Here is a 14,513-nt window from a genome sequence, read left to right on the forward strand (position 1 = left end):
CCTATTCGTACGCAATTACTTGTGGTAAAGAGCTAAATCATGAGTATTTGCGTTAGGAACGGAAATTTCGGCGGTTCCGGCGTAGAACCCCTAGATGGTTATCTACCTCTGTTATTTTTCCTTCTTTTACGCTTTTCAAGATATCGGGCTTGGGAGAGCCTGCTTGTGTCTTGAGGCTAACTGCGACTTGGTGGGTATTTGTAGACGCAATATAGTGATGTCACATTCCCCCAATTTAGAGATGTCACATTCTGATAGGATTAAGAGTTCAATGACTCCCCTTACCAGAGCGATGTGCCATGTTATTAACCATGAGCCAAAAAGAATTAAATCGGGTCAATGTCATTCGGGATGTTTGCGAAAGACGACTCACTCAAATTGAAGCCTCTTCATTATTGCAATTAACCCGTCGCCATGTTCAACGCTTAGTAAATAGATACCGAGAACAAGGTGAAAGTGGATTGACCTCTCTTCGTTGTGGCCAACCTAATCAATCTCACTTAACTTTTCTGAACGTCATTACCCAACAGATATCATCATGTAAGCCCTACGACATGACCTAGCTTATAAACTCAGTCCCCTTCGTGAACTTAGCATGGCAACTTTTGCTCACTAGGCAATATATTGCTCGCTGGGCCATATATTGCTCATCATTGAGCCATATATGGCCTGACTTTTTCCTAGCGAGAAAATCATCAATATAATCAACAGGTTGTCATTTGGCATAATAATTGCTTTATTGTAACTAGGTTTACGAATAAACCAATTTAACTTTACCAATTACTACGATTAAAAAGGAATTTCTCATGCCAACACCTTGTTTTATTTCAATCACGGGACAAACCCAAGGCCACATTACAGCTGGTGCGTTCACCGCTGATTCTGTCGGTGATATTTTTATTGAAGGCCATGAAGATGAGATGATGGTCCAAGAGTTTGACCATGTCGTCACTGTGCCTACCGACCCGCAATCAGGTCAACCTTCAGGTCAGCGTGTACACAAGCCATTTAAGTTTACCGTGGCGTTAAACAAAGCAGTCCCTTTGATGTACAACGCATTGGCATCTGGAGAAAAAATCACTGAGGTCGAACTTAAGTGGTACCGCACATCAATCGAAGGCAAACAAGAGCATTATTTCAGCACTAAGCTCGAAGGCGCAACGATTATTGATATCCAGTGTCATATGCCACATTGCCAAGACCCAAGTAAGGCTGATTTCACTCAGTTACTGACCGTTTCAATGGCCTACCGTAAGATTGATTGGGACCATGTGACGGCGGGTACGTCCGGCTCTGATGATTGGCGTAAGCCTGTTTCTGTGTAAGGTATTTAACTACGCATAACAGAGTGTACCCCAGGTCGCGGGACTATCGAGTCCCGCTTACAACATTAAAAATATGGTACGGTTTTGCTTAATCTGTAACGGCGTTATCAATAAAAAACATAGGAAAACGCATTGAGTGGAATGTTTTTCCCTATGATTTAACCTTCATTGGAATTATGGAGGCTAACCCCATTTAGACAAGGATATTAGCATGCCGCTCTTAGGCTCCGGATTGCGATTTCATTTTAACGCTCAATGCCTAGCTGATGACAGTTTTGACGTCCTCGACTTTACCTTTATTGAAAGGTTATCGAGTCCCTTTGAAGTAAAACTTAATTTATTAAGTCGGTTCGATAATTTAACGCCAGAAACGGTAGTAGATAAGACAGGCTTAATGACGTGGTCACAAGATGACAATGTCGAGCGTCATGTTCACGGTATCGTAAGTCAGTTTAGTAAAGGTGATAGCGGCTATCACCATACTCAATACAGCATCACCTTAGTGCCTGCTTTATCACGCTTAAAATTGAGACAAAATAGCCGAATATTTCAACAAAAGAGTGTGTTAACCATCATCTCGACCTTGTTTAATGAGATGGGGATTAATGACTATGCGTTTAGTTGTGATGCGCGATTTGAGTCTGAAGTACGTGAGTACTGTGTGCAATACCGAGAAACGGATTTTGCGTTTATCAGCCGTTTAGCGGCTGAGGTGGGCTTGTTTTACTATTTTGAACATACTCAAGATGTACATACGCTCATTTTTTGTGACAGTACCAGTAAGTTGAGCGCCCTAAAAAGCCCGTTTATCTATAATGCACTGAGTGGTGGTGTCGCGGATAATACTTTTGTAAATCAATTTAGTTATCAGCATCAAATAAAGCCTGCCAGTGTTAGCTTAAAAGAGTACAGTTTTAAGAAACCGCAATATAGTTTCTTACAAAGCAGCACAGGCAAAGCGCTTGAGTTTCAGAAGCCAGATTATGAGCACTTTGATTACCCCGGTCGTTATAAAAGCGATGCGGCGGGTATACCTATAACTCAAGTGCGCCAAGAATACTTACGCCGAGATGCGCAGCAAGCATCGGGTAAGAGTAACATCATGCAAGCCGTTTCAGGCTTTAAGTTTGACCTCGTTGACCATAATGACGCGGCGCTTAATCGCGACTGGATACTGACATTTGTTGAGCACACGGGTGAGCAAGGTGCTGCGGCAGAAGAGGCTAACACGCAAAAGCCCACTCGATACAGTAACGAGTTTCATGCCATTCCCGCCAACAATCCTTGGCAAGCGGAGCCTAATAGCAAACCTTTGGTGACAGGTCCTCAGATGGCGATGGTGGTTGGTCCCAAAAACGAAGAGATATTCTGCGATGAGTTTGGCCGGGTAAAAGTCCAGTTCCCATGGGACCGATATGCTAATGGCGATGATAAGGCCAGTTGTTGGGTGCGAGTAAGTCAAGGTTGGGCTGGAGGGCAATATGGCATGATGGCTGTGCCACGTATTGGTCATGAAGTGATTGTTAGCTTCTTAGAGGGCGATCCCGATCAACCGATTATTACCGGCCGTACTTATCATTCTACGAATGTAACGCCCTATATTTTACCTAATCATAAAACCCGTACTGTGATTAAAACTCAGAGTCACAAAGCCGAGGGGTTTAATGAGCTGCGTTTTGAAGATGAGGCAAGTCGTGAGCAAATCTATATTCATGGGCAGAAAGATATGGACATGGTGATTAACAATATTCATAGAGAGGAGATTGGCTACGATCAGCATTTGACTGTTGATCATGACAAATTTGAGCTGGTCAAACAGCACCGCCATACAACAATAGGACAAGATGAGATATCTCAAGTTGGGCGGGATCACCAAGTCCTTGTTGGGCGTAACCTAATTCACCGAGTCGTGGGTATGGTTAAGCGTTATATCGGCGGAGGTATCATTACTCAAATTGATGGTGCTAGCCAGACGAGTATTGCAGCCTCTGAAGAGAAGATAATTGGCGCTAATCAACAGATCAAAGTCGATAACGAGAGCTATCTTAAAGCAAGTAAAATCGTCCTCGAAGCTGGTGATGAACTCACCATTAAAGGTCCCGGTGGTTTTATTAAGATTGATAGCGGTGGTGTGACTATCTCTGGCAATAAAGTGAAGATAAATGAGGGCGGCTCCCCTGGAACAGGGACAGCGCCTAAAGCGGTGAAACCAGAAGAGCCCGCTAAACCTTCAATCCCAGAAACTGCTGATAGGCGTTAAGGAAGCGTTATGCCAAAAGCAGCTCGATTAGGGGATAGTTGTGCAGGTCATGGCTGTATGCCTGCAACGCCAATTATTGCTGGTAGCGGAGATGTCAGCGTTAATGGCATGCCTGCTGCGCGAAAGGGAGATACTGTATTATTACACATGTGTCCTTGTCCAAAGATGCCCCATGGTATCCATGGTCGCAGTATCTCTGCGGGCTCCTCTAATGTCTCTATCAATGGCAAGCCAGCAGCCCGTGTTGGTGACGCCGTCGGTTGCGGCGGTTCAGTTGCAGCAGGCAGTGGTGATGTACTTATTGGCGACACCCCCTATAAATCGCCGACGCATAAATGTGGTGAAAATGCGGTTAAAGATAACACGCCGCTGTTAGCGATGGCGCCCATGCCGATTCTAGCGGCCATCAAATGGGGAGAGCCTGCTAATCAATTCATCACCGCGGATTCTGTTGTTACAACGGTGAAGCAGAGAAAAGCGCGCTATCAGGCACGTAAAAAGTTGGCAAGCTCCACAGCAAATGAAAGTGACCCTAAAATTAAAGCGGCCAGTGAAAGGTTAGATTTTAATAATGACAGTATTTTACGTGCTGAAGCGGCGCAGTATGTCTATAGAGTCGATGAGAACCGACGGGATCCGGCAAAATACCCACTACCAGAAGCACCAGTTGGGCTTGAAGTACTTGATACTAAAACTATTCCTGGCTTGGGGAATGCGGTAGTAATGGATAAAGAGTCAGGATTTGGCGCTGCCATATTTAAATCAGAGATAAATGATGCCACCATGCTGACCTATCGTGGCACCAATAATGGTGTTACTGGGAAAAAAGACTGGATGACCAATGGTGCTCAAGGGATTGGGAAACAGACAAAGCAATATGATCAGGCGATGGATTTAGCCCTACAGGTTAAACGCTCTCTAGGTAAAGAGGTTGAAATTGTAGGTCACTCCTTAGGTGGAGGCCTAGCAGCGAGTGCGGTTGGCGTGACAGGAATTAAAGGTTATAGCTTTAACTCGGCTGGATTACACGAGAATACTGTTAACCGTCGGGGAGGATTAAAGATGGAAAAAATTAAGGGCTTGATACAAAGCCAGTCGGTTGATGGTGAAGTGCTGACTCTACTACAGAGTAATAGAGGTGTTGTTGCTCCATTATTAACGGGTGTTGGCAGTGTCTTAGGTGGCACAGTGGGCACGGCAATCGGTGGGATATTGGGGGCTGCGATTCTCAATAGCGGCGCCGCACCAGAGGCTCCAGGTAATATGCGAGAACTTGAAAGTATCGAAGGTGGTAACCCTGTTACCCGCCACGGCATGGAGCAGGTGATTGCGGGTATCGAGGCGCAGAAAAAGCAAGATATTAGTACATTGACGCAATATCACTGGGGACAATAATGAGACTTAAACAAACATTTACCCTTGGGTTATCTCTACTATTGAGCCTTTTTGCGGCTTGCCATTTTTCTGCCATTGCGAAGGAAGATACAAATATGAAAGCAGAACTGTTTTTTGAACCAGAGATGGTGCAATTGTTAAAACAAATCCAAAAAAATAATATGAGCACTGCTAAACAACTGATTGCAGAAGGGGTCGACCTCAATGTGTTAGGTGATGAGGGCATCACGCCTCTGCTCTGGTTGATCACCCAAACTAATGATTTAAAAGCCACACAACGTGCTTTGGATTTAGGCGCAGATCCTAATTTTGGGCGACCAAATGGTGATAATGCAGTCACTTTTGTTACGCGCGATTATGCCTCTGAGTGGCTAAAAATGCTGCTTGAAGCGGGAGGTAACCCCAATTCTATTGATAGGAATGGCATGCCTGCAATGTTTGATGCCATTGGTGGCGAGAACTGGGACAACATCAATACCTTATTAGAGTATGGCGCTGATGTGAACCTGAAGGACAGAAGTGGCAGGAATAGTGCTCTGTATCCTACTTATATCATGAAGTATGAATTTGCCTATTTCTTCCTGCTTAAAGGCGCCGATCCCTATATTTATGACGATACTGGCTCAGATCTAGCGTGGAGCGTATATGAACCTATTGAAGATGAGATTATTGCGCCAGATAGTTTCAACTACCCCTGGGTGATAAAGATTAAGCAGCACCTTATTGAACAAGGCGTTAAATTTCCGCCACCAACGCCGCAAGAGGTGCGAGCCATGTGGGAGAAAAATGGTAAGCCTGAACATTAACGGCCAGTTGGTATGGGTCTGTTAAGTAGTCACCACTCATGACGAGTGGCAAGGTTTAAATCGCAGCGAGGAGGCTGCAGACATGGGTGAAAATAGCAGTATTGAAGGATCCCCTAAGCGTTATGATCTGTTTGAGATCCTAAGTACTCGTTCAAATAAACAAGTATACCTATTGGTCGATACTGTTTTCTATGAGGGGTTCTGGGACTTTTGGTCTAGCTTTCAACCCAAAGCTCGTCAGTCATGGTGTTACCTATTTCAGAATAGTGCTTATGATGAGCTTAGAGCTGAGTCTCCACTGTTAATCACTATTGAAGAGGGGGAAGCAGGGGAGACCCTGTATTTCTGGTTACTTGATCAACCGCAGCTTTTTAGCAAAGCGTGTATGTTGATTGAAAGTCAGCTTTATCTGCATCAGTTACTGCATTTTTGGCATCAAAGGATCTCTGCCATATATCCCAACGGTGAATGTAACCTCCTCACTTGCTACTCATCACCTTTGCTCGGCTCATTTTGGCCAAGTTTATCCCCAAAAGAGCAAGCGGACTTTATCGGCATAGATAACCGGATTTATCTACCCTGGTGTTTATTGTTAAGTGAAGCGCAGCGCGTAGCTAATTCAGCTGAAAAAGCAACTGGTTTTTCGCTACTGACTGGCGCGCAAAATAATGGGGATGGTACTGATGAGAGTAGCTTCAGTATTGACTCTCCCTACAGGCTCAGTGACAGCCAGTACGAGTTACTGACCAGAAGCCAACGTCGCCATCGTATGGTTAACGATATTTTTTTGCGGCTTTCTCAGTACTTTGTCTTTGAACTCAATATTGACCAACTTAATTGGCTTTTCTGTAATAGCATCGAAGTAGCAAAAGAGATCTCCCCCGGTGAGAGTGAGTGTTCATTCGAAACATTCGCTGTATACCGGTTCGTTTTAGAACATGATTACTTTGAAAAGGAAGCATTTAAAGCGCTGATGCTTAAGCATGACCTTCGAACAAGTATTCAGATGTTTAACCAACTTAATCCACCCATTTATGATGAGATTTTTCGAGCTAAACAAGCGTTGTGGCTCACAGGTGTAGAACAAGGACGTGGTCCAGCATGACAGATAAAAAGGATTCTAAGCTGCAGGTAGCAACAATAGAGCCTGCCCAGTGGTTAAGCGCAATAACTGAAGGTGGTTGCTTTATTCTCGCAGAGTCAGCTATTAATGATGAGGTTCCTTCACTGGCTGAAAATATCAATGGCTTCTCGCTGGAGTACAGTCGCCTTTATTGGGATGAAACCGGGCGAATACACGCTTCTATCTCGCCCTACCTTATCTATGTGACCGAAGATAACTGGCCGATGCTTAAAGAGAAGGTATGCCAGCAAGCACATTGGGGAGTAGGCATTCAACTTGAGTGGTATATGAATGCCTATACGCCAGCCCAACAGCTAACAGAGCTATTGAGCCACCTAAGAGAGTGGACCTGGTTAGAGAGTCAAAACGGCGAATCAAGGCTATTACGCTTAAGCGATTGGAAGGTACTGTGCACCTTGATGCAGGCCAGCAGTAACGACGAAGTATCGGCAATTTTTGGCCCCATTGCTCAATTTGTCTCACTTGAGGGAGAAACCTTAAGTGCCATGACTCGTTTGGTGAAGCAAAAATCAGCGATCCCTCAACGCACACCTCAGCAGTTAAGTGAGCAGCAATGGCATGCACTTGAACATATGGAGCAAGACGATCAGTTTGCTGCCTATAAAGATCACCTTAAAACTCACCATAAAGAGACCTTAAGTTGGCCTGAAGATCGTCTACACAGCTTTGTTAAACAGCAGACAAAAGTGGCGAATGAACAAGGTTTTAGTAATCGACAGGACACGGTGAAGTTTTTAAGTTTATCGCTCACTTTTGGCCAAACATTTGTTAGCCAAGAGTGGGCCAAAAAAGTGTTAAAGGCGAAACAAGAGGGCACAAAAACTAAGATGGAAAAGCTCTATCAAGCTGCCTTAAATGAACTGGATAAGGACGTTTTAGTATGAGTAACGATCGTAAGGCAGAGTTGATATCGAGTGAGCAAGCCGCTGAACAAAACTTTTCTACTGACAATGTCGTATCAGGTGGTTGTGTAGAATGTGGCTGTACCGCCTTGATCCATTATCACTATGACGATGGTAAGCCTGTCCCAGAAGCGCCTTTTATTCTTACTGACAGTAATAATAAAGAGATCCAGGGTAAGACAGATAAAAAGGGCTTATGTCTTATTAAAGATATGGGCTGTGGTGGTTTCGATATGCTTCTTGATGAGGGCAGTGATGATTTCGAACCGCCAAAAACGGTCATTAATAACCCTGTAATACAAGATAATCCTGAATATGCTGCACTTGCCGGTGAATATTTCACTCTGTTCACCTTGCTGCGTAATAAGGGGTACTTAGAGTACGACGCCAGCGACAGTTCAGACAATGAAGTCGATGTCGATGACACCAGTTTTTTTATGGATGTTATCGATGAATATAAGCCAGCTTATAAGCGATTTTGGCAGCTCGATAAACAAATCAATGAGGGCAGTAAATCACTTAAAATTGCGATCAACAAAATCCACACCAGTTTGCCAGCTGAGGTAGTCAGTCAAGCGGGCGATAACAGCGCTATATTACTTTTTTGCCAAGTAGCAGTGGGCTTTATTCCGGTTGTGGGGCAAGCCGTTGATATCTACGATCTTGGTGATTGGGGTTGGCAAACCTACCGATATGAAGAAAACCGCAGCGATCCTTGGCATTGGGCTGCAGGGAGTTTAGTCGTTATCGGTTTTATTCCTGGTTTGGGTGATGCGATTAAAAAATCGGGTGGCGCCATTATTGACGCATTGAAAAAATCAGATGCTAAAGCTATCCAGTTAGCCATAAAAACATTGCGCGGCTTATCGAATGGTAATTTAATCAAATTTCTATCGACCTTTGAAAAACAGATCCGTGAAAAAGGCAAAGACGCAGTCGAGTTACTTAATAAAATAATCGATGGTTTGAAGCGCACCATTGCTAATGCCGCGAATTCGAGCTGGATTATCCGCTTGATGAAAGGCGCATTTGAAGCATTAATCGATAGCATGAGTATGTTGTCTCAAAAAATGGACGAAGTGATAACTTGGATAAGTCAAAAAGTATCTGAGTTCATTGGCAAGGTTGTCACCAAGGTGAGTGGCACTCCTAGACCTAAGAATACAACCAAGCCAAACGTGGAAGTTAATGCGGGAAAAAATAGCGGTGAGGTAGACAATGCTGGTGCTAAAGCGGAAGTTGATAAGCGAAATGATGAGCTACCAAGTCAAGAGGGGGTGTGCACTAATGGTTGTCCGATCGATATGGCGACCGGCTTCGTTGTCGATTGGCGCACCGATTTTACGCTTAACGGTCGACTTCCATTAATCCAAAAACGTTTTTATCACTCTGCAGGCTTGATGCTACCTGGTTTATTAGGCTCGCGTTGGCGAAGCATTTGGGATATGAGCCTTGAGCTTGAAGGGCAGCAGGCGACTTTCACCGATGAACAATACACTCAAGCGGTCTATCTGTTGCCAAAAGAGGGAGAGGAGAGCCTTGCTACTCATCTGCCTGAATGGCGTTTAACACGACAGAATAAGCAGTTGCTGATGCGCCATGTGAGTGGCCTTATATACTGCTTTGATCATGCAATGGGTACCACCTTGCTGCTCACTAAAATCAGCGATGGTAAGGGCAACAATATTCACTTTCTTTATGATCGCGGCACACTAAAACAGATTGTGCTAGCCGACGGTCAGCAAGTTAAGGTGGAGTGTCATCATCACCGTATCAGCAAGCTCACGTTACTTGATAGTGAGCTGAACCCAATTCAGACACTAGCCTATTATGAATACGATAAGCATGGACAGTTGCTCAGTTGTCGTGCGGCGCCCGGTTGCAGTTTTGATTATCAATACAGTGAAGAGGGGTATCTACTACGCTGGTCTGACTTAAGTCAGACCTGGGTTGAGCATGATTACGATGACAAGGGACGTGCGATTGCATCAAGAGGCGCCGAAGGCCGCTTTAGCGATCAAATTCGTTTTGATGATGCTCATCGCATTGTTTATTACAAGAGTGCTATTGGTGGTATTAAGCAGTATTACCACGATGAGCGTAATAATATTGTGCGGATCATCTTTCCTAATGGTGATGAAATACATAATGAGTGGCTTGATAATCAACTAGTGGCTCAAAGTAATGCCCTAGGCGAGCGAACCGAGTTTAGCTACGATGCGTGGGGGCAGATAGAGCAGGTTATTGCAGCCGATGGAAGTGTGACATCCTATCAGTATGACGATAGTGGTCGACTAATTGGAAATATCAACCCCCTTGGTGCAGCTTGGAAATATGAGTATGACGTCCAAGGTAATTTAACTTGTGTGTCGGACCCACTTAATCAGCAGTGGTTTTATCAATATACCCGTTTAGGCCAAGTGGCTTGGGTGATTTCGCCCGAAGGAGCACAGACAGGTTACCAATATAATGATTCTGGTCAATTAACTGAGATCCTTCCACCACTTGGTGAGAAGCTGATACTAGATTATGACGCCTTGGGGCGTTTATCGACTCAAACTCGTGTGTCATCTGAGGCCTCTGCCGGTGAAGGGCTGGCAGCAGAGCGAAAACGCGTACAGCGGTGGCACTATCAGGGGAGTTTGCCCTATCCAAGAGCGATCACCCATGAGGATGGTACGCAAAGTGTTTATGACTATGACATTGAGGGCAATGTTACCCGCTTTACCGACGCACTAGGTCATCAATTTCATTATGAGTATGGCGCCTTCGATAAGATGTTGGCCAGTATCGATCCCCAAGGGGCTAAAACGCAATACAGCTATAATGGCGAGTGCCAATTTGAGGGGGTGATTAACAGTCAGCAGCAAGCGTGGCGTTATCACTACAATACCAGTGGCCAAATTATTGAGGAGCGTCACTACGACGGTCGGATCACCCAATTTACCTATGACGGTGCAGGTCGTATTAGCAGTAAAACCGCTGCAGATGGTACAAGCCTGCACTATTTTTATGACACTGTTGGTCGATTAACGCAAAAACAGAGCCGCGCTGATGATGCACGAATAACCGGTAATACCTATTTTGAATATGATGAGGCGTCACAGCTTCTCAAGGCAGAAAATGCCCATGCGCTTATTGAGTTTGAGTATGATGAATTAGGACGGCGCATAACTGAGCAATTAAATGGTCATCGTGTGAGTAGTCAGTATACAAATACAGGCCTACGAAGCCGAATCAAACGTGAGAACACCGAAGGAGAAGCTTACCATCCAGCAGCTGATGCAATTGAGTTTAATTGGCAGCTAGGTCAACTGAAAGGTCTACAAATAGGCGCTTATCATCCGTTAGCGTTTTCCCATAATCAATTAGGTCAAGAAACTAAGCGCAGCAATGGATTAGGTTTTCATTTAGCTCAGCAACATGGACCAGATGGATTACTGTTAAATCAGCAGCTTATTCCTTCAGCTCATCATGCTGAGTCATTGATGAGTGAAGGGATCGATCCGCTTAATAACGTACATCAAGCTACAGCAAGGGGCAAAGGTGACAGTCGTTATCAGCACCTTCAGCGCAGTTATCAATATAACGCATTAAATCAGATCAGCCAGATTGATGACAGCCACTGGGGGCTCAGTGAGTTTGAGCATAATTCAGTAGGTCAAATTACTCAGCATAAGCAATATGCCCCAGGGGTTGAAAATGGGACTGTAAAAGGGGCTGCAAAAGGCACAGCGCAGACAGGGCAAGCACAACAAACACAGGCATTTAGCTACGACAGTGAGCAAAACCTGACGCAATCGAGCCAAGTGTTATCTGCCGATAACGGTAATGTGATTGATTTTGTACAAAAGCGAGTTGAAAAAGCCCTTAAGTATCAACAAGCAGGCCGAGTTGAGACCGTTGGCGAGCATACTTACCGTTATGATGCTAATGGTCGGGCAATTGAAAAATGCACCAGAAAAGCGGGTTTTAGGCCGCAAAGCACCTTCTACCAATGGGATGAGGAAGACCAACTTATTCAAGTGCGTCTTGCCAATGGCGATTGCTGGCACTACCAATATGATCCTTTCGGTCGCCGAATTGCAAAGATAAAACAGAGCACTAAGCAGCAAGAGCAGCGGAATAGCCCCTCACAGTTTCGCTATCTGTGGGACGGCAATAATCTCGTTGAACAGCAAAAGTGCTATGCCGATGGCACACTTGCTCACACCACACAGTGGGTGTATGAGCCAAACAGCTTTAGACCACTGGCGCAGCTAACACAGAGCTATACTAATGGTATGGTTGAACCTGAAGCTTTAGTAGCTGAAATGCACTATATCGTGACCGATCAGGCCGGTACACCGCGAGAACTGTGCACTGAAAACGGTGACATAGAATGGCGTGGTGAGCAAAGCTTATGGGGTGAGCACCATAAGTGGCGTCTCAGTGTCCAAGCTAAAAGTAAGCATAAAAAGTACCTTGAAGACGCGGCAAATGATCCCGTAAACTGTGAACTTAGGTATCAAGGTCAAGTGTTTGATTCTGAAACAGGTCTGTATTACAACCGTCATAGATATTATGACCCTGAAACTTGCCAATATTTAAGCCCAGACCCCATAGGCATGGCGGGTGGACTAAGACCCCAAGCCTATGTACATAACCCATTAGAGTGGGTTGTTCCGCTGGGGCTGGCTGGTTGTCCTGTGTCAACATTAGGTCGTAAAGCTGGGGGCAGTGGGGTAGATTATGATAAAGTCAACGGCCAAGGCATTTATGTGTTACGAGACCCTATTTCTAATGAAATTAAATATGTTGGAAGAGGAGATGCCCCCGCAAGAGGTTATGCACATGGAATTGATAAGGACAAAGGACACTTAGTACAGGAAATTATACATAATAATAATCTTACGAAAGCAGAGGCTAAACATATAGAACAATCATTAATGGATAAGTTAGGTGGGGCACAATCCACTAACCCAGTTACGAATCTGTTTAATAAGATTCGTTCTTATTCTCCTACTAACCCTAATGCAACCACATATGGTACAGCAGGGAGAAGTAGTGAACATGCTAATCTTATTTTTGATGAAACAATGAAAAAGTTAGGGTTTTAATATGGCTACAGCAAAGTTAGGTGACATCATTACAATTCCATATTCTGGTAGCAAGAATGCTCTTGCACAGATTGTATGGATATCAACCCATATAAAAAACGGTATGGGTTTAGTTATTTTTAGTGCTGATTTCAAAAAGGAGGACGATCTTTCTACTTTAAAAGCTCTTAGTATAAATATTCCCGTAGGTAAGATAACAACTATCTACGCTAATGTTAGAAATGTTAATGATGAAGTGTGGCCGATTTTAGGCAACTCTGAAATTACTCATGTAGAAAGATATATAACTCATAATATAGGTGGTGATTTGTATATAGGGGATAATTTTTTACGACATTTGAAGCCTGAAGAATATAAAAATTATCAAAAGGTTTTAAATAGTGGAAACAAAGCTGTGGAAATTTACCTTAAGGCTTTCTTAGAACAAAACTAACAATTAATTGTTTAGAGAAGATGGGATATTGTTATCGAGGATGTTTGATTTTAACAGTAGTTGATATAAGTGATATGGTATATTGGTTATTTAGACGTTTATGTTGGAAATATATTTCTGTCAGTATTTTCGGGAGTTTTATCAGGAGATAGTGTGAACATTTTTAACACTGTCAACTTGGTTTTTAAATCACATTCGTTTGAATGGTAATCTAGTTTACATTCGTTTCATAGAGTTCATTTCTGTCTGGAGTTTAATCTCAAGTGGCTAAATATCGAACGCTTTTGCTCCGTCTGGGGAAAACATATCTATGTTTAAAGGAAATTAACGGATGGCCAAAAAGCTGACAAAAGAGCAAGCAAAACGGGCAAGTATATGTTTTGAATGTGGGTGAAAAATAACTACGACATCCACAATTGTGAATGGACGTCTCCTTGTAGTGGTCAATTAAAATTGGCCACGATCATAGAGTTTAACCAGAACAGTCGTTCTGATTCATTAGGCGTCAGCCCGCCGTTATATTGATGTGGGCGAAGCTGACAGTAATATTCAATTATGTATCGTGTAATTTCGTGTTGAGCTTCAGTAAAATTACGATATCCAGTTGTCGCTATCCATTCAGTTTTCAGACTTCTAAAGAAGCGCTACATAGGGCTATTATCCCAACAGTTTCCCCGTCGAGATAAGCTTTGCTTAATTTGAAAACGCCACAGTAATTGACGGTATTTCCGACTTGTATAGTGGCTTCCTTGATCACTATGGAACATGACACCTTTAGGTTTACCACGAGCTTCATAAGCCATTGAAAGAGCTTTTCCTGTTAATCGGCTATCAGGCGATAACGACATTGCCCAACCAATCACTTTACGAGCAAATAAATCCATCACCACAGCTAAGTACATCCAGCGGTTACCAGCCCACACATAGGTGACATCACCAACCCAGACTTCATTCGGAGCTGTAACAGCGAATTGTCGATCTAGGTGATTAGGGATTTCAATATGTTCGCGTGACCCTTTTAGGTATTTGTGCTTAGGTACCTGACAGCTGACTATACTAAGCTCTTTCATCAACTTAGTGGCACGATAGCGGCTTAACGAGACACCTTGCTGGCTAACCATATCTGCAATCGTTCTAGCACCAGCCGAC

At 43.8% G+C, this 14,513-nt stretch carries 9 protein-coding genes and 1 pseudogene; 9 read left to right on the forward strand and 1 reads right to left on the reverse strand.

Going from position 1 to position 14,513, the window contains the following annotated elements; translation table 11 throughout:
• The first annotated feature begins 299 nt into the window (after window positions 1–299).
• From L2748_RS21330 to L2748_RS21370, 9 genes are all read left to right on the forward strand, one after another.
• Window positions 300–563 carry a helix-turn-helix domain-containing protein gene (locus tag L2748_RS21330; protein ID WP_220782917.1) on the forward strand — a complete coding sequence of 88 codons (264 nt, stop codon included), beginning with the start codon at window positions 300–302 and terminating at the stop codon, window positions 561–563.
• Window positions 564–806: 243 nt separating this feature from the next.
• A complete protein-coding gene (locus L2748_RS21335; RefSeq protein WP_220782916.1) occupies window positions 807–1,325 on the forward strand; it encodes an Hcp family type VI secretion system effector in 519 nt (172 codons plus the stop codon).
• 211 nt (window positions 1,326–1,536) lie between these two features.
• Window positions 1,537–3,585 (forward strand): type VI secretion system Vgr family protein, encoded by a 2,049-nt coding sequence (locus L2748_RS21340; RefSeq protein WP_220782915.1) that lies wholly within the window; start codon window positions 1,537–1,539, stop codon window positions 3,583–3,585.
• 9 nt (window positions 3,586–3,594) lie between these two features.
• Entirely contained in the window at window positions 3,595–4,980 is a 1,386-nt protein-coding gene (locus L2748_RS21345) for a Tle-like phospholipase domain-containing protein (protein WP_220782914.1), read from the forward strand.
• Between the two features lie 95 nt (window positions 4,981–5,075).
• A complete protein-coding gene (locus tag L2748_RS21350) occupies window positions 5,076–5,786 on the forward strand; it encodes an ankyrin repeat domain-containing protein (protein ID WP_246616254.1) in 711 nt (236 codons plus the stop codon).
• A gap of 82 nt (window positions 5,787–5,868) precedes the next feature.
• On the forward strand, window positions 5,869–6,891 hold the full coding sequence (locus L2748_RS21355; RefSeq protein WP_220782912.1) for a DUF4123 domain-containing protein: 1,023 nt from the start codon (window positions 5,869–5,871) through the stop codon (window positions 6,889–6,891).
• Window positions 6,888–7,814, forward strand: coding sequence for a DUF4123 domain-containing protein (locus L2748_RS21360; RefSeq protein ID WP_220782911.1), 927 nt, complete (start codon window positions 6,888–6,890; stop codon window positions 7,812–7,814). Before L2748_RS21355 ends, L2748_RS21360 begins: the two co-directional genes overlap by 4 nt.
• Window positions 7,811–12,931, forward strand: a complete 5,121-nt coding sequence (locus tag L2748_RS21365; protein WP_220782910.1) for an RHS repeat-associated core domain-containing protein — start codon at window positions 7,811–7,813, stop codon at window positions 12,929–12,931. The genes L2748_RS21360 and L2748_RS21365 overlap by 4 nt, the downstream gene beginning before the upstream one ends.
• Before the next feature lies 1 nt (window position 12,932).
• Complete coding sequence (locus tag L2748_RS21370) at window positions 12,933–13,364, forward strand: hypothetical protein (protein ID WP_220782909.1); 432 nt, start codon at window positions 12,933–12,935, stop codon at window positions 13,362–13,364.
• A 443-nt stretch (window positions 13,365–13,807) separates the two neighbouring features.
• On the opposite strand, the pseudogene L2748_RS21375 reads toward L2748_RS21370, so the two are convergent.
• Window positions 13,808–14,513 (reverse strand): annotated as a pseudogene (locus tag L2748_RS21375) (IS3 family transposase); the annotation flags it as partial.

It is taken from the genome of Shewanella sairae, assembly GCF_023283535.1.
In the GTDB taxonomy this organism is placed as follows: domain Bacteria; phylum Pseudomonadota; class Gammaproteobacteria; order Enterobacterales; family Shewanellaceae; genus Shewanella; species Shewanella sairae.